This is a genomic window from uncultured Senegalimassilia sp. (assembly GCF_934636665.1).
Lineage (GTDB): Bacteria > Actinomycetota > Coriobacteriia > Coriobacteriales > Eggerthellaceae > Senegalimassilia.
Genome location: NZ_CAKUAT010000007.1, coordinates 57,196 through 80,035, shown reverse-complemented (window position 1 = coordinate 80,035; position 22,840 = coordinate 57,196). Strand labels below are relative to the sequence as shown.

The 22,840-nt window shown below is 65.8% G+C and carries 12 protein-coding genes; 4 read left to right on the top strand and 8 right to left on the bottom strand.

The window, feature by feature from the left end:
* Nucleotides 1-4,719 (bottom strand): glutamate synthase large subunit, encoded by a 4,719-nt coding sequence (gene gltB, locus Q0G75_RS04200; RefSeq protein ID WP_294414954.1) that lies wholly within the window; start codon nt 4,717-4,719, stop codon nt 1-3.
* Between the two features lie 318 nt (nt 4,720-5,037).
* Between gltB and Q0G75_RS04195 the strand changes: the two genes are divergently transcribed.
* Nucleotides 5,038-7,404, top strand: coding sequence for a hypothetical protein (locus tag Q0G75_RS04195; RefSeq protein WP_294414955.1), 2,367 nt, complete (start codon nt 5,038-5,040; stop codon nt 7,402-7,404).
* Between the two features lie 9 nt (nt 7,405-7,413).
* Here the strand turns inward: Q0G75_RS04195 and Q0G75_RS04190 are convergent, their stop codons facing one another.
* The 4 genes from Q0G75_RS04190 to Q0G75_RS04175 all read right to left on the bottom strand — a co-directional run bounded on the left by Q0G75_RS04190 (nt 7,414) and on the right by Q0G75_RS04175 (nt 12,812).
* On the bottom strand, nt 7,414-8,157 hold the full coding sequence (locus Q0G75_RS04190) for a TlyA family RNA methyltransferase (RefSeq protein ID WP_294414956.1): 744 nt from the start codon (nt 8,155-8,157) through the stop codon (nt 7,414-7,416).
* Nucleotides 8,158-8,464: 307 nt separating this feature from the next.
* Nucleotides 8,465-9,520: an aspartate-semialdehyde dehydrogenase gene (locus tag Q0G75_RS04185; protein ID WP_294414957.1), complete on the bottom strand. Its 1,056-nt coding sequence runs from the start codon at nt 9,518-9,520 to the stop codon at nt 8,465-8,467.
* 270 nt (nt 9,521-9,790) lie between these two features.
* The gene (locus Q0G75_RS04180; protein ID WP_114620166.1) at nt 9,791-11,071 is read right to left on the bottom strand and encodes an aspartate kinase; all 1,281 of its coding nucleotides are present in this window, start codon (nt 11,069-11,071) and stop codon (nt 9,791-9,793) included.
* A 502-nt stretch (nt 11,072-11,573) separates the two neighbouring features.
* The gene (locus tag Q0G75_RS04175; protein ID WP_294414958.1) at nt 11,574-12,812 is read right to left on the bottom strand and encodes an MFS transporter; all 1,239 of its coding nucleotides are present in this window, start codon (nt 12,810-12,812) and stop codon (nt 11,574-11,576) included.
* A 191-nt stretch (nt 12,813-13,003) separates the two neighbouring features.
* Here Q0G75_RS04175 and Q0G75_RS04170 point away from each other — a divergent pair, with 191 nt between their 5' ends.
* The 3 genes from Q0G75_RS04170 (at nt 13,004) to Q0G75_RS04160 (ending at nt 16,102) form a co-directional block, all read left to right on the top strand.
* Nucleotides 13,004-13,960 (top strand): zinc dependent phospholipase C family protein, encoded by a 957-nt coding sequence (locus Q0G75_RS04170; protein ID WP_294414959.1) that lies wholly within the window; start codon nt 13,004-13,006, stop codon nt 13,958-13,960.
* 206 nt (nt 13,961-14,166) lie between these two features.
* Entirely contained in the window at nt 14,167-15,108 is a 942-nt protein-coding gene (locus Q0G75_RS04165) for a trimeric intracellular cation channel family protein (protein ID WP_294414960.1), read from the top strand.
* 364 nt (nt 15,109-15,472) lie between these two features.
* Entirely contained in the window at nt 15,473-16,102 is a 630-nt protein-coding gene (locus tag Q0G75_RS04160) for a DUF47 family protein (protein ID WP_294414961.1), read from the top strand.
* A gap of 92 nt (nt 16,103-16,194) precedes the next feature.
* Here Q0G75_RS04160 and Q0G75_RS04155 read toward each other — a convergent pair whose 3' ends face one another.
* From Q0G75_RS04155 to recJ, 3 genes are read right to left on the bottom strand one after another with little or no spacing between them, the layout of a single operon-like run.
* Nucleotides 16,195-16,881 carry an MBL fold metallo-hydrolase gene (locus Q0G75_RS04155; RefSeq protein WP_294414962.1) on the bottom strand — a complete coding sequence of 229 codons (687 nt, stop codon included), beginning with the start codon at nt 16,879-16,881 and terminating at the stop codon, nt 16,195-16,197.
* 16 nt (nt 16,882-16,897) lie between these two features.
* Nucleotides 16,898-19,309 (bottom strand): bifunctional (p)ppGpp synthetase/guanosine-3',5'-bis(diphosphate) 3'-pyrophosphohydrolase, encoded by a 2,412-nt coding sequence (locus Q0G75_RS04150; protein ID WP_294414963.1) that lies wholly within the window; start codon nt 19,307-19,309, stop codon nt 16,898-16,900.
* Nucleotides 19,293-22,658: a single-stranded-DNA-specific exonuclease RecJ gene (recJ, locus tag Q0G75_RS04145; protein ID WP_294414964.1), complete on the bottom strand. Its 3,366-nt coding sequence runs from the start codon at nt 22,656-22,658 to the stop codon at nt 19,293-19,295. Before recJ ends, Q0G75_RS04150 begins: the two co-directional genes overlap by 17 nt.
* Nucleotides 22,659-22,840 lie beyond the last annotated feature (182 nt).

Sequence of the window (22,840 nt, the reverse complement as noted above, 5' to 3'; positions counted from 1 at the left end):
CTACTTCCCTTCCGTCATGGCATCGAATGCGATCTGCAGCGCATCGGTGCGCGATTTGCCTGCCGCCTCAGCCTCGGCCACCACGTTCATCACACGCTCGTAATCGCGCGGGATAACCTTCACGAAGTGGCGCTTCAGCGTGTTGAACTGGTACAGCAGCTTGATGCCGCGCGGGCTTTGCGTGCGCTCGGCGTGCTCCTCGATCAGGCTGCGGATCAGCTCGATCTCGTCGGCGGAAGGCTCGCACAGGCGCACCATGTCCAGGTTGCAGTTGGCCGCCAGCGTGCCGAACTTGTCGTACACGTAGGCCACGCCGCCGGACATGCCGGCCGCGAAGTTCGGCCCGACCTCGCCCAAGATGAGCGCCACGCCGCCGGTCATGTACTCGCAGCCGTGGTTGCCCACGCCCTCCACCACCACGATGGCGCCGGAGTTGCGCACGGCGAAGCGCTGGCCGGACAGGCCGTTGACGAAGCCCTTGCCGCTGGTGGCGCCGTAGAACGCCACATTGCCGATGACCACGTTCTCGTCGAACTTGTACGTTGCCGTCTCGGGCGGGCGCACCGTCAGGATGCCGCCGGAAAGGCCCTTGCCGAAGTAGTCGTTGGCGTCGCCGGTGATGTTGAGCGTCACGCCGCAGGGCAGAAACGCGCCGAAGCTCTGACCGCCGGAGCCGTCGCAATCCACGGTGATGGACCCCTCGGGCAGGCCCTCGGGATGCTGGCGCGTCACTTGGCTGCCCAGCATGGTGCCAACGCAACGGTTCACGTTGTCGATGTCGGCGCGGAAGCGGATGGGCTCCAGGTGCTCGCGCGCGCTGGCCGTGTACGGAATGAACAGCGTGGCATCGAGCGACTTGTCAAGCTGGCAATCCGCCGCCATGGACGGCAGGAAGTGGCGACCGTCCGCGCCGGGGATGGCGCGGCCGAACTCGCAGGTCGCGGGCGCCAGCATGTCGGACAGGTCCATCTCGTTGGCCTTCCAGTTGCCGGGCACCTCCACCTGGCGCAGGCACTCGGGATGGCCGACCATCTCGTCGACGGTGCGGAAGCCCAGCTCAGCCATAATCTCGCGCAGCTCCTCGGCCACGAACATCATGAAGTTCACCACGTACTCGGGCTTGCCGGCGAAGCAGCCGCGCAGCTTGCAGTTCTGCGTGGCGATGCCCACCGGGCAGGTGTCCTGCTGGCAGTCGCGCTGCATCATGCAGCCCATGGCCACCAGCGGCATGGTGGCGAAGCCGAACTCCTCGGCGCCGAGCAGCGCCGCCATGGCCACGTCGCGGCCGCACATGAGCTTGCCGTCGGTCTCCACGACCACGCGGCTGCGCAGGCCGTTGCGCAGAAGCGTCTGCTGGGTTTCGGCCAGGCCGATCTCGAACGGGATGCCCGCATGGTAGATGGAATCACGCGGGGCCGCGCCCGTGCCGCCGTTGTGACCGGCGATGGTGATCTTGTCCGCGCCGCCCTTCGCCACACCCGTGGCGATGGTGCCCACGCCCGCCAGCGCGCACAGCTTCACAGACACGCGCGCATCGGGGTTGGCGTTCTTCAGGTCGAAGATAAGCTCCGCCAGGTCCTCGATGGAGTAGATGTCGTGGTGCGGCGGCGGGGAGATCAGGCCCACGCCCGGCGTGGAGCGGCGAACCTCCGCGATCCACGGGTACACCTTCTTGCCGGGCAGGTGGCCGCCTTCGCCGGGTTTCGCGCCCTGGGCCATCTTGATCTGGATCTCGATGGCGCTCGACAGGTAGCGGCTGGTCACGCCGAAGCGGCCCGACGCCACCTGCTTGATGGCGCTGCACTTGCTGTCGCCGTTGGCCAGCGGCGTCTCGCGCGCCGGGTCCTCGCCTCCCTCGCCGGTGTTGCTGCGGCCGCCCAGGCGGTTCATGGCGATGGCCAGGCACTCGTGCGCTTCCTTGGAGATGGAGCCGTAGCTCATGGCGCCGGTGTTGAAGCGCTTGACGATCTCGCTTGCGGGCTCGACCTGGTCAAGCGGCACCGGCTGGCGCGTGGGCGCGAAGTCCATGAGGTCGCGCAGCGTGACCGCGCGGCCGGGCACGTGGCACGCGGCGCTGTATTCGCGGAACAGATCGTAGTCGCCTTCGCGGCAAGCGCGTTGCAGCAGGTAGATAGTCTGCGGGTTGATCAGGTGCTCCTCGCCGCCGAGCGGACGCCACGCCGTGACGCCGAGCGTGGGCAGCTGCTCGGGCGAGGGGCTCTTCTCCAGGGCCAGGGCGCTGTCGTAGCGCTCGTTGAGCTCGCGCTGCACGCCGGCGGCATCCAGGCCGCCGATGCGCGTGGAGGTGTGCGTGAAGTACTTCTCCACCAGGGAATCGTCCAGGCCCAAGATCTCGAAGATCTGCGCGCTGTGGTAGCCCTGCATCGTGGAGATGCCCATCTTCGACATGATGGAGGTGATGCCGGCGGTCACGGCGCGGTCGTAGTTGGCCACGGCCTCATCGCCCGGGATGGAGATCTCGCCGCGCTCGCACAGGTCGCGGATGCACTCGTGCGCCGCATACGGGTAGATGCCCGACGCGGAATAGCCCACCAAGCAGGCGAAATCGTGCGCGCGCATCGCGTCGCCGGTCTCGACGATCAAGTCGGCGTCGGTGCGCAGGCCCACGGCGATCAGGTGGTTGTGCACGGCCGCCAGCGACAGCAGGCTGGGGATGGGCACTTCGCCTTCCGCGGTGCGGTCGGTCAGCACGACCAGGTTCACGCCATCGCGCACCGCCTGCTCGACGTCGACGCACAGCTCGCCGAGCGCCGCCTCGAGCGCACCCTCGGCAGCATCGCGGTCGTAGGCGCACACGAAGCGCTGCGTCTTGAAGCCGACGCGGTCGATGGCGCACAGGCGGTCGAACTCGTCGTGGGTGAGCATGGGGCTTTCCAGGCGCACCAGGCGGCACGTGTCGCGGCAGTCCTCGAGCATGTTGCCGTGGTTGCCGATGTAGAGCACGCTGCTGGTGACGAAGCTTTCGCGCAACGCATCGATCGGCGGGTTCGTGACCTGAGCGAACAGCTGGTTGAAGTAGTCGAAGAAGCTGCGCTGGCGCTTCGACAGGCACGCCAGCGGAGCGTCGGTGCCCATGGACGCCAGCGGCACCTTGCCCTGCTCGGCCATGGGGCGCACCAGCTCCTGCACATCGTCGTAATGGTAGCCCAGCTTCGCCAAACGGCGCGTAAAGCCCACGTTCGCGTCGCGCTCGACGGGCAGCTTGCCGGGCGCCGGGGCCTCCAGGTCGTCGACCGCCAGCGTTTCCTCGTCCAGCCAATCGCGGTACGGCTTCTCGTTGGCGTAACGGTTGCGGATCTCGTCGTTCCAGATGACGCGGCCCTGGCCCGGGTCCACCTCCAGCATCTCGCCGGGGCCCAGGCAGCCGGCCTGCAGCACGTTGGCTGGGTCGACGTCGATGGTGCCCACCTCCGACGACAGGATCAGCCAGTCGTCGCGCGTGACGTAGTAGCGCGCCGGGCGCAGGCCGTTGCGGTCGAGCGCGGCGCCGAGCATGCGGCCGTCGGTGAACGCGATGGCCGCCGGGCCGTCCCACGGCTCCATGAGCATGGACTGGTACGCGTCATAGGCGCGGCGCTTGTCGGAGATGCGGTCGTTGTGGTCCCACGGCTCGGGGATCATCATGGTGACGGCGCGGTCGAGCGGGCGGCCGTTCATGGTAAGGAACTCCAGCACGTTGTCCAAAATGGCCGAGTCCGAGCCCTCGCGGTTGATGATGGGCAGCACTTGTCGCAAGTCATCGCCCAGCGCCGGGCTGTACAGCTTCGGCTCGCGGGCGCGCGTCCAGCTGATGTTGCCGCGCAGCGTGTTGATCTCGCCGTTGTGGATGATGTAGCGGTTCGGGTGCGCGCGCTCCCAGCTGGGCGTGGTGTTCGTGGAATAGCGCGAATGCACGAGCGCCAGGCTGGTCTCCACCGCCGCGTCGTTGAGGTCGATGAAGAAGCGGCGCATCTGCGTGGCCACGAGCATGCCCTTGTACACGATGGTGCGCGACGACATGGAGCACACGTAGAAGATCTTGCCTGCAAGCGCCGGGTTGGCGTCGGCGGCGCGCTCGATGGTGCGGCGGCACACGTACAGCTTGCGCTCGAACGCCTGACCTGCGTCGACGTCGGCAGGGCGGCGCAGGAACGCCTGCAGGATGGTGGGCATGCACGCCTGCGCGGTGGAGCCGAGGTCGTGCGGATCGACGGGCACCTCGCGCCAGAACATCAGCGGGATGCCGCACTTCGCGCAGCCCTCCTCGAACGTGCGCTTGGCATCGCGCACGCCCGTGGGGTCGTCGTGCGGGAAGAAGAGCATGGCCACGCCGTAATCGCCCTCGTCGGGCAGAAGCTGGCCTTCCTTCTGAGCTTCCTTGCGGAAGAAGCGGTGCGGGATCTGGAACAGCACGCCGGCGCCGTCGCCGGTGTTGCGCTCCAAGCCGGTGCCGCCGCGGTGCTCAAGGTTCACGAGCACGGAAAGCGCGTCGTCGAGCATGGCGTGGCTGCGCTGGCCCTTCAAGTGGGCAAGCGCGCCGATGCCGCACGCGTCGTGTTCGTAACTGGATCGGTACAGGCCGGGCGTGCGCGTTGCGGTCGCCGCCGGAGCGGCATGCGTGCAACCGGCCGTTTCGTTCGCGCATTGCGCGCCGGTGAAGCCAGCGGCCGCCCCGGTTTCGCGGGCTGCCTCGGCTTGTTCGGTAAGTTCAGCGTTCATATGCGGTCCTTCGTCTGGATGATAAGGCCGCCCGAGAACATGAGCGGCCCGCATTCAGTGTGCGGGCCGCGTGTTACGCGATTATTTCCGCGTCATACGGTTAACCAAGCCGAAACAACATCGTTCAAAACCCGAAACATGAGGGCACCCGAGCCGCCGCCGGAGGACGCGAGCGAACGGGCAAGGGCAGCGTTGCCCGCCTTCGCGCCTGGCTCAGGCCGCCGCCCGCCGCCGAAAAAGGCGGGCTTCCCCCTTCCGGAAGCGAGCACGCGTGTCATATCATGTGCGCAACGTTTTCACCTTCGGGGAGGAGCCCCTATGACAAGCTTCGACGCTCGACCCGCCAGAAACGGCCTCACCCGCCGCACCATGATCAAAACGTCCGCCGTGCTCATCGGCTCGTGCGCGCTCGGTTTCACGAGCGTCGCCTCGCTCGGATACAGCGCGGACAACAACGGAGGCGGCGCTTCCTCAAACGAGTCCGACCAGGTCACCCTTCACGTCGAGGACCAGCGTTTCTTCATCAACGGCAACGCTGCGGGAACCGCGTTCTCGGGCGCGGCGCTTTCCCTGGTCCCGAACCTTGCCGACGGGACCATAGCGCTCTGCTATCGCGACGGCGAAAACCCCGACCCCTGCTGTACGACGCTGGCGCCGCTCGGGTCCCCGGTCGTCGTGACGGGAACGCTGCGCATGCTCAACGTCGACGGCGTGAACTCCGACGGCGTCGTTTCCATCCAACCTGACGCGGCGATCGGCGTTTTGAGCCTCGGCTCGATCAAAACCGCCGATATCGAAGGGTCGGTCGACCACCTCATCGTCGTCGGCAAAAGCGACGCCGTCGCACATGGCGGCGCGCACATCGGGCAGGCGATGCTGGGCGATTCGTGCGCCGATCTGATCATCAACGCGAACGGCTCCGTGGGCGACGTCGACGCGCCCTTCGAGGCCCAGGTGTCCGGCGAAGGCGCCGGCAGCGCGCGCGTGACCGTCACCGGCGACGAAGGGGCCGCCGAGCAACGACACGGCATGCTGCTCGAGGCCGCAAACGACGATGCGGCCTGGGAGGACGCCATCGCCGCCCTGGCCGGCGCCGCAACCACCCAGCAGGCGAAGGCGCCCGCCGGCAGCGGCACCGCTTCCGCAACCACCGCCGCCAGCGCCACCGCTGCCGCCTCTGCCGCCTCCGCCAACCCCTTCGCCCCTCAAACCGCCTACGCAGACGAGGCTGCAAGCGACGTCGTCATCGACGCGGAGGATACGGCCGACGACGACAACGACGAGAACCTGCTGTCCTTCACGCCCGAGGATCCCCTGGAAACCGATGGCGAGCCCGACATGTCGTCCGACGATCAACCGGCCGAGGACTTCCAGCAAGACGTGGCCGCGCTGGGCGCGGAAGACCCCGCTCCCCAGGCCGACGTCGCGATCGAGGCCATCGACCTGCTGATCGCCGGCCTGAAATTCATCGGCGAGCAGACGGCGGGGCGCGCCTTCGACTACGGGAGCTCGTCGCTGCTCGAGCTGGTGTTCGGCGGCAACGACGAATCAGCGCAGATCATATCGAAGCTTACCGAGATCCAAGGGCAGCTCGACGACATCGAGCGCAAGATTGCGCAGGTCATAGCCCAATTCGACAAACAGGCCTGCTACCTGCAGGTGAACAATTACCTGAGCAAGTTCTCCGCCGAGATGCGATGGGACCTCTCGAAGCTCAACAGCATGATGGAATCCATCGATGCGCTGCCCGACGGGAACGAGAAGGAAGCCCGCCGCAAGGAGTTCGCCGAGAACCTGTACTCGAACCCCCGCTACCAGGTGTGCGGCAGATACGTTTACGACATGGCCGGCGTCCTGGGCAACGAGATCATGCAGTGCTACACCGGCACGAACAAGAACCTGTTCGGCGCGTTCGACGAGCTCATGGTGCTGAGCTACAAGTGGGAGCACCACGGATACGAGATGCGCGCGAACTTCCAAAGCTCGGTGCTGTCGAACTTCATGGCGCTCATCAACTATTCGACGTTCTGCCTCAACGAGCACTATCTTGCCATCAAAGACGACCCCGAGAAGAAGACCGAGCTTGCCGAGTGGCTGGGATTTTGGAAGGGCCTGTTCGGAACCGCCACACTGCCCGAGACGGCGCTGGCCTTGCTTGCCGAAGACGACGATGCCGACGGCGCCGCGACGGGCGTCGCCAACGAGGTTGCGACGATGGCCACCGCGCAAAAGCTGGTGAAACGGGCCGACAACATCCGCTACTACCAGGTGCCGGGGCATCAGGTGCAGATCGCCGCCAACGCCGCGAACGTGCACACGACCAAGGACGGCGGTATGACGCAAAAGCAGCTCATGAAAGATTCCGCAGGTCATTGCGTTCTCACGCAAGACCAGCTGGTCAACATGCACCTTGACTACGACAAGAAGAAGACGCTCACGGACATCCTGTTCGGCGAAGGCGAGGGCAACCTTGCCGCGCCGCGCAACACGGGCGTTCCCTTCGTCGCCTATCAGCTGCCGCTTATCGACGAACGTCAGATGATGCATCCGTCGCATCTCTATCGCCACGAATACTATGCGCCCATCGTGAACAACGACGGGGCGACCGACCGCGCATATGTGGCGGTACGCGGCAACGGCAAGCGCATATTCAACTTCACGGGCATCGCCGTCTACCGCGTGTAACAGGGATTGCTACCCCCGAAAAACCGCCCGCACCAGGTATTCCACGTTGCCTTCGTGGCCGGTGATGGGGCTTTCGGTGACGCCCGTGCATTCGAAGCCGGCGGCTTCCAGGGCCGCGCGCACCTCGTCGACCGTGCGCAGGCGAACAGCCTCATCGCGCACGATGCCGTGGTCGGTTTCGTCGTGCTGGCTTTCGAACTGGGGCTTGATCAGGCCGATGAAGATGGTGCCCGCCTGCGCGAACCGCGCGAACGTGGGCGCCAGGGCCGCCAGGCCGATGAAGCTGAGGTCGGCCACCAGCAGGTCGAACGGCGCACCCAGCTCGGCGGGATCGGCCAGCTTGATGTTGGTGCGCTCGAACACCGCCACGCGCGGGTCTTGGCGCAGCTTCCACGCCAGCTGCCCGTAGTTCACGTCCACGCACGCCACGCTGCCGGCGCCGGCCTGCAAAAGGCAATCGGAGAATCCGCCCGTCGAGCTGCCGATATCCATGCAGCGCATGCCCGAGACGTCCTGCCCGAACGCGTCGAGCGCGCCCTGCAGCTTGTGCCCGCCGCGCGAGACGAACTTCTTGCGGCCCTTCACCACGATGTCGGCATCGGGCGCGACCTTGATGGCGGCGCTGGTGGCGTACACGTCGTCTACCTTCACCTCGTGCGCCAAAACGGCGCGCAGCACGGTGCCGGCGTCGGGGAACACCCCCTGCTCGACCAGCAGCTCATCCAAGCGTATCTTTTTCGGTTTCTTAGTCATGCGGCCCATTATAGCGAAAGACCTCGTCAACCCCGCAGGCAAACGCGCCACCCCACCGGAATATCGCCCACAAGCGCTCGACGTCCCACGTCTTGCGAGCGCCCGCGGCGATTTTGCGGCGGCGGAACAGCAGGGTCCCATCAGCGCCGCAAGAGCGTCTTTCGCGAAGTTTCACCCTCCCATCGGAGAGCCAAAGGGATGTACCGCCCATAAGAAACGGGGAGCTGCGGCTCCGTGCCGCAGCTCCCCGTTCACGTTTCATAAGCTGTTCGGGCGAACCCTTTCGGGCGCGCCCTTCGCCGTTTCCCTACTCCTGCGGAAGCAGCAGCTGGGCGATCTGCACGGCGTTGAGCGCAGCGCCCTTGCGGATCTGGTCGGCAACCACCCACATGGCCAGGCCGTGCTTGACCGTGGGGTCGCGGCGGATGCGGCCGACGTAGGTGTCGTTCGTGCCGGCCAGCAGGCCCGGCATGGGATACACGTCGTTGGCGGGGTCGTCCATGACGGTGACGCCCGGCGCGGCGGCAAGCGCCTCGCGAGCGGCCTCGGGCGGCACGTCGCCGACGAACTCGACGTTGATGGACTCGCCGTGGCAGCGCAGCACGGGCACGCGCACGCAGGTGGCGGCCACCTGCACGCCCTCGTCGCCCATGATCTTCTTCGTCTCCGCGACCATCTTCCACTCTTCCTTCGTGGAATCGTCGTCCAGGAACACGTCGATGTGCGGGATGGTGTTGAAAGCGATGCGGTGCTTGAACGCCTTGATGGTCAGCTCGTCCTCGGGCTTGCCGTCCAAAAACTCACGCGTCTGGTCGTACAGCTCGGCCATGGCCGGGACGCCGGCGCCGGACGCAGCCTGGTACGTGGAGACCACCACGCGGGTGATGCGAGCCAGGTCGTAGAGCGGCTTGAGGGCGACCACCATTTGGATGGTGGAGCAGTTCGGGTTGGCGATGACGCCGTTATGCCAGCTCACGTCGCCGGGGTTCACCTCGGGCACCACCAGCGGCACGTCCTCGTCCATGCGGAACGCGCTGGAGTTGTCGATCATGACGGCGCCATGGGAGACCACGGCCTCGCGCATGGCCTTCGATACGGAGCCGCCGGCGGAGAACAGCGCGATGTCGACGCCCTCGAACGATTCGGGCGTCATCTCCTGCACGGTCAGCTCGCCTGCGGGAACCTGGCCGCAGCCCTCGAACGGCAGCTTCTTACCGGCGGAACGCGCGGAAGCCAGCGCGATGACCTTCGACGCCGGGAAATCCAGGTCGTGCAGCACATTCAAGAACTCGTTGCCGACGGCGCCCGTAGCGCCGCAAACCGCAACCACCGGGTTAGCCGGCATAACTTTGGTCCAAGCCATGAGGTCCTCCTCGTTCACGTTCCGGGTTGATATATCGTCAATGATGGGTGCTTTTGCGCCCCATATTGCCTTGGGGGATGCGCGCCGGCCCCTGCCTGCGCGCAATGGGAAAGGAGCCGCGGGATGCTTCTCACCCCCGCGGCTCCAAGCAGTCCGTTCGCCGTATGGCAGCCTTTGGTACGCGAGCCCTCGGGCTCGTGCGAAGGCGGGGTGCCACAGGCGGCCGCAACGTCGGGCAGTCCGGCTGCCGTCAGGCAGACGAAGCTACAGCTACCTGCCCTTGTTCATCTTCGCGGCAATCTCCTCCGCGGACAGCTGCGTTTCCTCGAACACGCTGTCGGAATCCAGGCCGAACGCCGTGTGCAGGCAGCGCACCGCGGCAGCGGTCTGGGCACCGTCGACCACCACGGACAGGCGGATGGGCGACGTGGAGATGGCCAGGATGTTGATGTTGTTCTCGCCGAGCGTCTGGAACGCCTTGGCGGCGATGCCGGGGCTGGACTTCATGCCCGTGCCCACGATGCTGACCTTGGCGATGTCCTCGTCGACCACGTACTCGCGCGCGTTGACGTCGGGAAGGATGCGCTCGACCGTTTCGCAGGCGCGCTTCTCGTCGGCGCCCGGGCAGGTGAAGCTGATGTCGGTGATGCCGTCCTCGGACACGTTCTGGATGATCATGTCCACGCTCACCTGGTTGCCGGCCAAGGCGCTGAACAGCTTGGCGGCCACGCCGGACATGTCGGGCACGCCGCGAATGGTGACCTTCACTTCCGACGTGTCGTGTGCGATGCCGGTGATGACGGCTTCCTCCATCATGTCGGTTTCCTCCTTGACATAGGTGCCCTCGGCGTCGGAGAACGCCGAGCGGGAATGGATGACCACGTTGTACTTGCGGGCGAACTCGACGGCGCGCATCTGCAGGACGCCGGCGCCGGACCCGGAAAGCTCCAGCATGTCGTCGTAGTTGATGACGTCGAGCTTCTTCGCGCGCGGGCAGATGCGCGGGTCGGCGGTGTAGACGCCGTCCACGTCGGAGTAGATCTCGCACACGTCGGCGTTCAGGCCGTGCGCCACGGCAACCGCCGTGGTGTCGGAGCCGCCGCGGCCGAGCGTGGTGATGTCGCCGTCGGCGTCCACGCCCTGGAAGCCGGCGACCACGGCGATGGCGCCACGCTCGAGCGCATCGCGCACGCGCTCGCTGTGCACCATGACGATCTTCGCCTTGTTGTGGAACTTGTCGGTCTCAATGCCAGCCTGGCGACCGGTGAAGCTCATGGCCTTGTAGCCGCGTGCCTCGATGGCCATGGCCAGAAGCGACATGGACACCTGCTCGCCGGTGGAGAGCAGACGGTCCATCTCGCGCAGCGGCGGGTTATCGTTGAGCGCGGCGGCCAGGCCCACCAGCTCGTCGGTGGTCTTGCCCATGGCGGACACCACGGCGACCACGTCATGGCCGGCCTGCTTTTTCGCGATCAGCTTCTTCGCAACCATTTGGATGCGCTCGGGGCTTGCAACGGACGTGCCCCCGAATTTGCATACGATTAGCGACATGCGTTTCCTTTTTCGGACGGGGTTTCGATTGTCTGCCACTATAGCAAACAACCTCGTAACCACCGCATCAAACGATGGTTGCGAGGTTGTTTTTTCACAGCGAACGTATGGACGAGCTGGCGATATCGGGCCAAGCGGCAGCGCATTATCGGTTTGCGGGATAGCGGGGAGCGAGGAGGCCACCCAGGCGCGATCCGCTAGCAGGCGCCTGCCGAGGCGCGACCCACCGGAGGGCGCTGCCGCGCTCGCCTACCTTGAAGAAACGCTCGATTGCCGCTTCCATTCCGCCTTTCCCCTTCCCGGATGCGCGCATTGCGGCGCGCCCCTCTTTCTCTCCCGCGCCCCCACAGCGCGGCGGCCGCCCGTGCAAGCGCACGAGCGGCCGGAGTCGAATCAACATATGCGGAAAAAACCGCAACCGTCACAGTAGCACACGCGGAGGCGGCAAGCGCGACGCAAGCGGCGGGAGGCCCAGGCGAAAGGGCAAACTGCGAAGGGAAGGCTAGCGAGCGCCCTCCTCGGGCATCTTCCAAAGCAGGATGAAGCCGATGATGAACAGCACGGCCACGCTGAGGACGCCGTAGCTGCTCGAGCCCGTGAGCTGGGTGAACACGCTTACCAGCAGCGTGCCCATGATGGTGGCGTACTTGCCAAAGATATCGAAGAAGCCGTAGTACTCGTTGGCGTTCTCCTTCGGGATGAGCTTGCCGAACTCGCTGCGCGACAGCGCCTGGATGCCGCCCTGGAACAGGCCCACGCACACGGCCAGCACCCAGAACTCGGCGGCGGAGCGCAGGAAGAACGCGGCGAACAGCGTGATGCAGAAGTATGCGAACACCGCGATCAGCAGCATGCGCTTCGTGCCGAAGCGCCCAGCCAGGCGCCCGTAGGCGATGGCGGACGGGAACGCCACGAACTGCGTCACCAGAAGCGCCAGCACCAGCTGCGTGGAGTCGATGCCCAGGTCGGTGCCGTAGCTGGTGGACATGGTGATGATGGTGTGAACGCCGTCGATGTAGAAGAAGAACGCCAGCATATACATGAGCAGACGCTTGTCGCGGGCGATCTTCTTGCACGTGCCCGCCAGGCCCTTGAGCGTGTGACGGAACAGGTGCGCCTCGCGCGCCTTGAAATGCGTCTGGTGCACGTCGCGCAGCACCGGCACGGAGAACACCAACCACCACACCGCGGTGATGACGAACGAGATGCGGATGCCGTCAAGCTGCCCGATGCCGAAGCTGCTACCGAACAGCACGATGACCAGGCACACGATGAACGGGATGCACGAACCGATGTAGCCCCACGCATAGCCTTGGGACGAAACCTCGTCGTAGCGGTCCTGCTCGGTGGCGTCGACCAAAAACGCGTCGTAGAACACCAGCGACGCGTTGAGCATGACCGATGAGAACACGTATATCACCAGGAACACCATGGCGTTGCCGGGCACGCCCATGACCGCAAGCGACACCGCGCCCGTGCCGATGGTTCCCGCAAGGAACTTCTTCTTATTGCCCTTCAGATCGGCCAGGCTGCCCAGAAACGGCATGAGCAGCGCAAGCGCCAGCGAGGCCACCGTGGTCGCATAGCCCCAGGCCACAACGGCGGACGACCCAGGCTCGGCGATGGCCGAGAAATAGATGGGGATAAGCGTTGCCGCAAGCATGACGTACGCGGAGTTTCCCACGTCGTACAAAACCCAGCTGCGCTCGCGTTTCGACAGGCTGCGAAGGCCCAATTCCATGGCTGCTCCTTGCTATCGGCAAGGCCCGCGCCGCCCGCGGGAACCCGCCGACGCGCAGGCCCGTGCGGTTCCGAACACCGAATCGTGCATGTACGTTGAACGCCGCCGAGCGGCGCGCAATCCATTGTATATGATGGCTATAATCGTCCACGTAAAATGAATGTCAGCCACACGAGAAACGGGGATACGGAATGCCAGCAATCATCACCCATGATTTCTTCGGACGCGACGTGTACGACGCGCTATTCCAGACCATCGGCGGATCGCGCGACGAAGCCGACGCGTTCCTGCTGGGAAACCAGGGCCCCGACCCGCTGTTCTACGCGGTGGCCGACTTCCGCGCCACGGCGTACCACAAGCTGGGCAACACCATGCACAGCCGAAAGCCCGCCGAGCTGCTGGCGGCGCTGAAGGACTCCCTCGGCGTCCTGGACCCCGAGGAGAAGCCGCTCGGACGCGCCTACGCGCTGGGGTTCCTCTGCCACTACGCGCTCGATTCCACCGTGCACCCGCTGGTGTACTGCCACGAGCACGCGCTGTGCGACGCAGGCGAGCCGGGCTTGACGCGCGATGACGGCAGCGAAGTGCACGGCGTCATCGAAAGCGAGCTGGACGAGATGGTGCTGTTCGCCAAGCGCGGCGACACCGTGGCCGCGTTCAACCCCTCGCGCGAGATCCTGCACGCAAGCGAGGCAGTGCTCGGAGCCGTGTCGAAGATGTACGCCTACCTGGCCCTGAACGTGTACGGCGAAGTGATCCCGCACAACCTGTTCCGCCTGTCGGTGCACGGGTTCCGCCTGGTGCAGCGCCTGTTCTGGTCGCCCACCGGCATCAAGCGCGACCTCATCGGCCGCATCGAGCGCCTGGCGCGCCCGCATTCGTTCTACCAGTCCATGAGCCATCGCCCGGTGGCCGCCGCCGAAAGCGTGTTCGACAACCACGAGCACGACGCCTGGACCAACCCCTTCACCGGCGACGTGCGCACCACCGGCTTCTGGGATCTTTACGATCAGGCGCAGTACAAGGCGAAGAACCTGATCGCCGCGTTCGATCAGCCGGGCTTCACCGTCGAGCGGACACGCGAGCTGACCGGCGAGCTGGACTTCTCCGGCCGCCCCACGCAAGCCCAGGTGCTAGCGGTAGAGTAGCGGCTGCGATCCGCACGCAGGCATCCACCCGCGGCACGGTCCGCGCACCCGGCAGCTCGCACGTCGCCGGCCCGCATGTCCCGCACGCCGGCGCCTGCCCACCCGCGGCGCAACCTGAACGTCCGAACATCCGAACATCGGCCCGCCCGCAGCGATGCGGGCGGCAACCTCATCCTATATAACGACTCCCATATGAAAGGGTATTCATGCTGGAAGTAGCCCTGGCTATCCCCTATTGGCTCGAGCTCGCCGCAACCATTGCGGGCGCCATCTTCGGAGCGCTCAGCGCGGTACGGGCGAAATACGACATCTTCGGCGTGTGCTGCATCGCCATCGTGGTCGGCTTGGCCGGCGGCATCACGCGCGACATCCTGCTGCAGGATTACGGCATTTACGCCTTCCAGAAGCCTAACCTGATCCTCGCTTGCATCGCCGCCGGCATCGTGGCGTTCTACTTCGGCAAGCTCATGACGTACTTCGACCCGTTCATGGACTTCTTGGACAACCTGTCGGTGGCGCTGTGGGCCATCATCGGCACGGGCAAGGCGCTCTCCGCCGGCCTTGACCTGGTGCCCGCCGTCATCCTGGGCACCATCACCGCCAACGGCGGCGGCATCGTGCGCGACATCTGCATGAACCGGGAACCAGAGGCGTTCCAAGCGGGCACGGTGTACGTGAGCGCGGCGTTCATCGGCGCGCTGGCCTTCGCTGTCATGAAGCAGAACCACCTGCTCGACCAGTATGCGGCCATCACATGCGTCGCGCTGGTCATGGGCATCCGCTACGCATCGCTGGCGTTCGGCTGGCGAACCCGCCCGGCGCGCGACTACTCCGACGTGGTCACGCAGGCCGTCGCCCAGCCGGTCAAGCGCATGGCCAACCGCGTGCGCGCTCGTCGCCGCCCCACCGGCTTCCAGGCTCAGACCACCGGCCTGACCGGCCCCATCCCCCCGGTTACCGCCAAGGGCGTCACCGGCAGCATGCCGCCCATCACCTCTCCGAGCGCAACCGGCAGCATGGCCCCCATCGCATCCGACGGCTCGTCGCTGGATAGCACCTTGGGCAACGGCGTTACCAGCACCGACGGCGAGAACCGCTGCTATCCGGAAAGCGACGACCAGCCGCCGCGTCCCGAGAGCGAGACGTAAGGGCTCCCACAGGCCCGATCGGCAGCAGGCGGAGCTCCGGCTGCTAGCTGGATGCCCCAACCGCACCGGCAGCAGGCGCGCTGCCGCATCCGCTAGCCAGAGCGCCCAGCCCGCTCGCTAGCGCTTACGCCGGCGAAAGCGCGCAAGAGGCCCGGCAGGCAAACGCCTCCACCCAACTCGGCTGCCAGCTGGGGCATCCGCCCCAGCTGTTGCGGAAACGGGGCATCCAATATAACGGGATGTTGACGGTTCGCGTCTTTCGCAACGTCGCCGTGGATTCCCCGTTTCACGCACGTTAACTTGCGTTACACTTTGGAATCGCACGTGCGAACGTGGTAGGTACTTGTTCTTAGAAGGAGACCCCATGGGCAGGAAGCACAAGTTCGACTATTTCGGCGCATTCGAGCAGCACTCGAAGCTGGCCGTCGCCGAGTCGGCGTTGCTGGTTGAAACCATCGAGCAGTTCACGGAAGCATCCGCGCTCGAGGAGAACACGCAGAAGGCGCATGAGATCGAGCACGAGGGCGACACGATCAACCACAAGATCTTCAAGACGGTCGCCACCGACTTCATCACCCCCATCGACCGCGAGGACATCATCGAGATGTGCCAGGCGCTCGACGACATCGTCGACGACATCGAAGATGTCATGCTGCGCTTCTACATGTACGACATCCACTTCATGCACGACCAGGCCATCGAGTTCGCAAAGCTCATCCAAGACAGCTGCGAGGCGCTCGACAACGCCATGTGCGACTTCCGCAACTTCAAGAAGTCGAAGAACTTCGTGCACCTCATCGTGAAGGTCCACGACCTCGAGGAGCAGGCCGACCAGCTCTACACCAAGGTCATCCGCGACCTGCACGTGAACGATTACGACAACCCCATGCGCGTGCAAGTGTGGACGAACCTGTTCGACAGCATGGAAGCCTGCTGCGATGCGTGCGAGCTTGCAGCCGACGTCATGAACACCATCATGCTGAAGAACGTGTAGGCGCAAGCCGTACAAACCCATAGAAACGCGAAAGGCCCGCTCACGCGGGCCTTTCTCATGTGATTGCAAGTTTGCGGCCAGGCCGCTGCGCCTTATGCGTAGAAGGCGAACACGCGGCGACGCTCGCCGCCGATGGTGGTCAGGTTGCCGTGGCCGGGCAGGACCACCGTGTCGTCGGGCAGGACCGCCAGGCGCTTGAGCGACTTGCGCATGGCCGACATGCTGCCGCCGCTGAAGTCGGTGCGGCCGATGGAGCCGAAGAACAGCGTGTCGCCGGCGATAAGGACGGGGCTAGCGTCCAGGCGCTCGGTGAGCGAGGAATCCAGGAACAGGCACATGCTGCCCTCGGTGTGGCCGGGGGTGCCGATGACCTTCCACGGCATGTTGCCGATCTTCACCACGTCGCCGTGGTTGACGCGCTGGTCGACCGGGCATACGGGGAACTTCTGGTCGTCGCGCGGCACGGGTTTATCGCCGCAGATCATGTCGGCATCGATAGCCGAGGCGATGACGGTGGCGCCCGTAAGGCTGCGCAGCTCGGCAGCGGCCGTCACATGGTCGGAGTGGCGATGCGTCAGCACGATGGCGTCGAGCTTGCACCCGCCCAAAGCCGCCGCGATCTTCTTCGCGTCGATTGCGGGGTCCACCACGAAGGTGGCGGAGCCGTCCGACACGACGTACACGTTGGTCTGATACGGTCCCAGAACCAGGAACGATGCGTCGACGCACGTTCCCTTCACCTTATATGCCATGTTGTCCTCCTGAATCAGTATCTTCATCCTTGCCGCCCATCCCTTACAGCTGCGCGGAATCCTTCCCTCCGCCTACCTTCGGCACCATGCGGCGGGCATCGAACACACCCTCGAGCGCCTTGAGCTTGCTGAGGATGATGTCGATGTGCGTGATGTCGCTGACCTGGAACAGGAAGCGCATCTCGGCCATGCCGTCGCGGTGCGACACCGTATTCGAAGACAGGACGTTCGCCCCCATGCCCGACAGCACGAGCACGACATCGGAGAGCAGCTGCAGACGGTCGAGCGCCTCGATGTAGACCTCCACCTTGAACGACGTGTTCTTCGGCAGGTCGCTTTCCCAATGCACCTTCATGATGCGCTCGGGCTGAGCCATGAGCTCCTTGGCGTTCGGGCAGTCGCGGCGGTGCACCGACACGCCGCGGCCGCGCGTGACGAAGCCGATGATGTCGTCGCCCGGCACGGGGTTGCAGCAGCGCGACAAGCGCACGAGCGCGCCTTCCACTCCTTCCACCACCACGCCGTTGGAGCTTTTCGTCTCGTGCTTCTTCGGCTTGTTCACCAGCGTGAGCATGGGCGGCAGCTTGCCAGTGGTCATGGCCGCCGTGCCCAGGTTCAGCGGGTCGGGCTGCTGATCGCCCTTGCGACCCAGCTCGGCGAGCAGACGGTTGGCCACGCTTTGCACGCTCTCCTTGCTGGTGCCGATGTTGACCAGCATGTCGTCGGCGTCCTTGTAGCCCAGGTGCTCGGCGACGGTGCGCAGCGCGCGCTCAGAGCGGGTGTTGGAGATGCCCAGGCCGTGCTTGCGCATCTCGCGCGCCAGCTTGTCGCGGCCGCTGAGCAGGTCGTCGGCGCGGGTGACCTTGCTGAAGTACGCGCGGATCTTGTTGCGCGCGCTGGGCGTTTTCACGATGTTGAGCCAGTCGCGGCTGGGGCTTGCCGACTTCTGCGTGAGAATCTCCACGCGATCGCCCAGCTGCAGCTCGTAGGCCAGCGGCACGATGGCGCCGTTGACCTTCGCACCCACGCAATGGTTGCCCACCTCGGTGTGGATGGCGTAGGCGAAGTCAACGGGCGTGGATCCGGCACGCAAGCTCATGGCCTCGCCCTTCGGCGTGAACACGAACACCTCGGTAGGCGCCAGGTCCACCTTCAGGTCCTTCAGGAACTCGCGCGAATCGTGCGTCTCATCCTGCCAGTCCACCATCTCGCGCAGCCAGGCCAGCTGCTTGTCCATGGAGTCGCTGCCGCCGCGGCCGCCCTTCTCCTTATAGCGCCAGTGCGCCGCCACGCCGTACTCGCTTTGGCGGTGCATCTCCTCGGTGCGGATCTGCACCTCGAGCGGCCTGCCGGCGGGGCCGATGACCGTGGTGTGCAGGCTTTGATACATGTTGAACTTCGGCATGGCGATGTAATCTTTGAACCGCCCGGGCATGGGGTGCCACAGCGTGTGCACCGCGCCCAGCGCCGAGTAGCAGTCCTTCACCGACTTGACGATGATGCGCACGGCGATCAGGTCGTAGATCTCGGAGAAGCCCTTGCCCTTCTTCGCCATCTTCTGATAGATGCTGTATAGGTGCTTGGGGCGGCCCATGATCTGCGCCTGGATGCTCACCTTGTCCATCTCGCCGCGCAGCACGGAGATGACCTGGTCAAGGTACTCCTCGCGCTCGGAGCGGCTTTCGGTGACCATACGCGAGACCTGCTTGAACTTGTTTGGCTCAAGGTAGTAGAAGCTCAGGTCCTCAAGCTCCCACTTGATGGAGTTGATGCCCAGGCGGTGCGCGATGGGCGCATAGATCTCAAGCGTCTCGCGCGACTTGAAGATGCGGCGGTCCTCCTTGAGCGCCGCCAGGGTGCGCATGTTGTGCAGGCGGTCGGCCAGCTTGATGACGATGACGCGGATGTCCTTGCTCATGGCGACGAACATCTTGCGGATAGTGGCCGCCTGCTCATCGGTGAGCGTTTCCACCTCGATGCGCGTGATCTTGGTGACGCCGTCGACCAGCTGCGCCACGTGCGGGCCGAACTCCTGATCGACCAGCTGGCTGGTCACGTCGGTGTCCTCCACCGTGTCGTGCAGAAGCGCCGCGCACAGCGTTTCCACGTCCATGCGCAGGTCGGCCAGAATGATGGCCACCTCCACCGGGTGCGCGATGAACGGCTCGCCCGACTTGCGGCACGCGCCCTCGTGCGCCGCGGCGGCGAAGCGGAAGGCCTTCTCGAGCTTGGCCTCCTCCTCGTCGGTCAGGTAGCCGCGCGTCATATCCTGAAGGTCGGCGAAGCGCTCGTCAGGGGTTTTCTCACCCTTGGGCATCACCTTCGTGGCCTCGGTGGAAAACGCCTTCTCCGCCACGTGCGGGCGGCCCAGCAGGCTATCGTCGACGGTTTGTCGGACCACGTCGGGCTGCGCCCCCAGCAGGTTCTGGTCCGGTCTGCTATTCGACTTGGTCATTTCCAGCCTCCTTTGCAACGGCGGTGGTTGGCAGGATGGGATGCGATACGCGCTTCTGCAGGTCGGCGGCGTTGCTGCGCATGACCCAATCGCGGAACGCGTGGAAGATCTCGCGCTCGTCCATCCCCTCGCGATAGCGCACGCTGTCGGTGAGCTGCACCTTGTCCTGCGTGTCCTTCACGTGGATGGAGCGCACCAGCCCGTCGGGACCGAACATGGCGTGCGCCTCGATAAGCCCCAACTCGCGGAACACCGCCACGGCGCATGTGACCGACGCCGTGTTCACCGGGAAGATATCGGTGGACACGTTCTTGGCCAGCTCAGCGTCGCTGGTGGTGAAGAACAGCGTGTCGGAGGCGCGCTGCATGGCGCGCAGCTTGCGGTACACCTGCGCCAAGCTGTCATGGCACGGCGTCATGTCCGCCAGGATGCGCTCGTTGAGGGCGCAGTCGTTGCGGCTGAACAGCAGGTGCACGCAGGCCGGCTTGCCGTCGCGTCCGGCGCGGCCCGACATCTGGTTGAATTCTATCTCGTTGAAGGGCATGTGGTACAGCACCACATGGCGGATGTTCGGGATATCCACGCCCTCGCCGAACGCGCTGGTGGCGATGAGCACCAGAAGCGCGTCGGTGCGGAACAACTGCTCGATGCGCTTGCGCTCGCTGCGCGACAAGCCCGCGTTGTAGAAGCCGATGAGCGGCGCCACCTGCGGCGCGTGCTTGCGCAGCGCGCGGGCGACGGCCACGGACTGCTCGCGGGAGTTCACGAACACCACCGTCTTCTCGCCGGTTGCCACCAGGTTGGCCAGGTAGTTGTCGCGGCTGGGCACGTTGCGGCGGTCGTCCAGGCGCAGGTTCGGGCGATCGGAGGCGTCGAACACGCATGCGTCGATGGGCAGCTCGCGGCGCACGGCCTGGGCGCACTCGTCGTCGGCCGTGGCGGTGAGCGCGAGCACCGTGGGGTTGCCTAGCCTGCGCACCGCGGAGCCGATGGTGGCGTACGCCTCGCGCTGGCCGGCGCGCGCCAGGCCCACGTGGTGCGCTTCGTCGACCACCACGAACTTCACACGCCCGGTGTAGGCGAACGAATCGGCGTGCCAGGCCAAGAACTCGGGCGTGGTCAGTGCGATGTCCACGCTGCCGTCGGCCAGGCCCGCGAACGCCTGACGGCGCTCGTCGACCGTGGACTCGCCGGTGAGCGTGACCACGGTGATGCCGAAGGGCGCCAGCGCCTCGCGCAGATGAAACGCCTGGTCGGCGATGAGGGCGCGCAGCGGGTACACGAACAGGCTGGCCTCGCGGGCAGCCAGCGCGCGCAGCGTGGCGTGCACCTGGAAGGTCAGCGACTTTCCGCGGCCCGTGACCATGACGCCGAGCACCGACTTGCCTTCGGCAAGGTTATCCAGGATGTCGCGCTGGGCCTGATGGAGCTGGCCGTCGCCGATGGTGGCGCGCACGATATGCTCGCGCAGGCGCTGCGGGTCCTGCCGCGCCATGGCCTCCCAATGGGCGCGATTGACCTCCAGCTCGTTCTCGTACTCCTCGATGGCCTCGGGATCGTGCGGCGCGTCGGCGCACAGCTCCTCGTCGCGCGTGGCGTACAAATCGCTCACGAAGCTGAGGTTCTCCGGGTTCAGGCACGCCTCCAAGGCGACGCACGTGCGCGCCGGCGACAGCGACTTGAGCATGGCCTTCACGCTGCGGCGGTTCTTCCATTCGTCGATCTGCACCTCGAACGCGGCGTTGACCACGCTGTCGGTCTTCATGAGCGCCTCGATGTCGTTGCAGTGGAACATGATGCCCGCCACCGTGGTGCGCCCGTTGGAAAGCGAGCACGAGAAGTGGTTGCGCTCGGCGCCCACCGCGCGGCTGTGCAGCAGCGTGACGTCGCGCGCCAGGTACACGGGCACGGGATGCTCCTGGCCGAACGGGGCCAGCGCATCGAGCTGCGCCACGTTGCGCAGCGTGAGCTCGTCGAGGTTCACGCAGGCGTCGATGGTGATGAGCGGATGGAACGCGCCCTCGGGCAGCGCGTCCATGTACTCGCACAGGCGACGCTCGAACTCGGGGAGCTTCTCGGTGGGAAGCGTCACGCCCACGGCGGCCTCGTGCCCGCCGAAGCGCAGCAGCAGGTCGGAGCAGCTTTCCACGGCCTTGAACAGGTTGACCTGGCCCACGCTGCGGCCGCTGCCGCGCGCCTCGTCGCCGTCGATGGTGAACAGCAGGCAGGGCACGCCGTAGGTGTTCACCAGGCGGCTGGCCACGATGCCCTTCACGCCCTCGTGCCACCCTTCGCCTGCCACTACCAGGGCGCGCTGGCCCTTGTAGGTTTCGGCGGCCTGGGCCTTGGCGATCTCGGAGAGCTCGGCCTCGATGGCGCGGCGCTGGTCGTTGACGCCCTCGAGGCGCTGCGCCTGCTGGTTGGCCTGCTCGAAGTCGTCGGTGAGCAGAAGGTCGAGCGCCAGCTGCGCGTCGCCCATGCGGCCGGCGGCGTTCAAGCGCGGGATGATGGAGAAGCTGAGGTTGGTGGCGGTGACCTGCTTGCCGGAAGCGCCGGAGGTATCCAGCAGCGCGGCGATGCACGGGCGCGGGGCCTGGTTGATGCGGCGCAGGCCGTCGGCCACCAGGGCACGGTTCTCATCGCGCATGGGCATGAGGTCGGCGATGGTGCCGAGCGTGGCGAAGTCGGTGTACTGGCGCCACAGATGCGGCTTGCCGAAGCGACCGCCTAGCGCCTGCACCATCTTGAGCGCCACGCCCACGCCGGCCAGGATGGCGCTGGGGCAGGCGGGGTCGCGCTTCGGGTCGGCCACGGGCACGCCCTCGGGCACCAAGTCGGAGGGCTCGTGGTGATCGGTGACGGCCACTTCGATGCCGCGCTCCTGCAGCAGGCGCACCTCGGCCTTGCAGGCGATGCCGCAGTCGACGGTGACCAGGAAGTCGGGATTGACCTGGGACAGGCGCTCGATGGCCGCCGGAGTGATGGCGTAGCCCTCCTCGAAGCGGCGCGGGATGAAGGGCGTGACGTGCGCGCCGAACTCGCGCAGGCCGCGCGTCATGACGGTGGTGGCGGAGATGCCGTCCAGGTCGAAATCGCCGAACACGAGGATATGGTCGCCGCGGCGGATGGCGGCCTCCAGCGCATCGGCGGCTTCGGACAGCCCGGGGATGGTGTAGGGGTCGCGCCAATCGCGATCCAGCGACGGCGTGAGGAAACGGTTCGCGGCTTCCGGGGTGTCGATGCCGCGCGAGACGAGCGTGGCCGCGATGAAGTGCGGCATGTGCAGCTCGCGCTGCAGGCATGCGACCGCCTCGGGCTCTGCCGCCTTGATGTTGAATCTGGCAGACATGGTGGGTACCTACTTATTGCAGTGCTTTCCTATAGTTCGCCTCTATTGTCGCACAAGTGCGTCGCGCCGCCGCCGGGAAGTGCCACGGTCGGCATGCAACATGGCAAGCGGTTCAGGGGGACGCCCAAGCGCGGGGCGAAGGAGCGCGAAGGAGTTGCGCGGTCGCGCGAGCCCGCCCGCCG

Coding starts and splice junctions, on each gene's coding strand:
- gltB (WP_294414954.1), bottom strand. CDS start 4,719: ATGAACGCTGAACTTACCGAACAAGCCGAGGCAGCCCGCGAAACCGGG.
- Q0G75_RS04165 (WP_294414960.1), top strand. CDS start 14,167: ATGCTGGAAGTAGCCCTGGCTATCCCCTATTGGCTCGAGCTCGCCGCA.
- Q0G75_RS04175 (WP_294414958.1), bottom strand. CDS start 12,812: ATGGAATTGGGCCTTCGCAGCCTGTCGAAACGCGAGCGCAGCTGGGTT.
- Q0G75_RS04150 (WP_294414963.1), bottom strand. CDS start 19,309: ATGACCAAGTCGAATAGCAGACCGGACCAGAACCTGCTGGGGGCGCAG.
- recJ (WP_294414964.1), bottom strand. CDS start 22,658: ATGTCTGCCAGATTCAACATCAAGGCGGCAGAGCCCGAGGCGGTCGCA.
- Q0G75_RS04185 (WP_294414957.1), bottom strand. CDS start 9,520: ATGGCTTGGACCAAAGTTATGCCGGCTAACCCGGTGGTTGCGGTTTGC.
- Q0G75_RS04195 (WP_294414955.1), top strand. CDS start 5,038: ATGACAAGCTTCGACGCTCGACCCGCCAGAAACGGCCTCACCCGCCGC.
- Q0G75_RS04170 (WP_294414959.1), top strand. CDS start 13,004: ATGCCAGCAATCATCACCCATGATTTCTTCGGACGCGACGTGTACGAC.
- Q0G75_RS04155 (WP_294414962.1), bottom strand. CDS start 16,881: ATGAAGATACTGATTCAGGAGGACAACATGGCATATAAGGTGAAGGGA.
- Q0G75_RS04190 (WP_294414956.1), bottom strand. CDS start 8,157: ATGACTAAGAAACCGAAAAAGATACGCTTGGATGAGCTGCTGGTCGAG.
- Q0G75_RS04180 (WP_114620166.1), bottom strand. CDS start 11,071: ATGTCGCTAATCGTATGCAAATTCGGGGGCACGTCCGTTGCAAGCCCC.
- Q0G75_RS04160 (WP_294414961.1), top strand. CDS start 15,473: ATGGGCAGGAAGCACAAGTTCGACTATTTCGGCGCATTCGAGCAGCAC.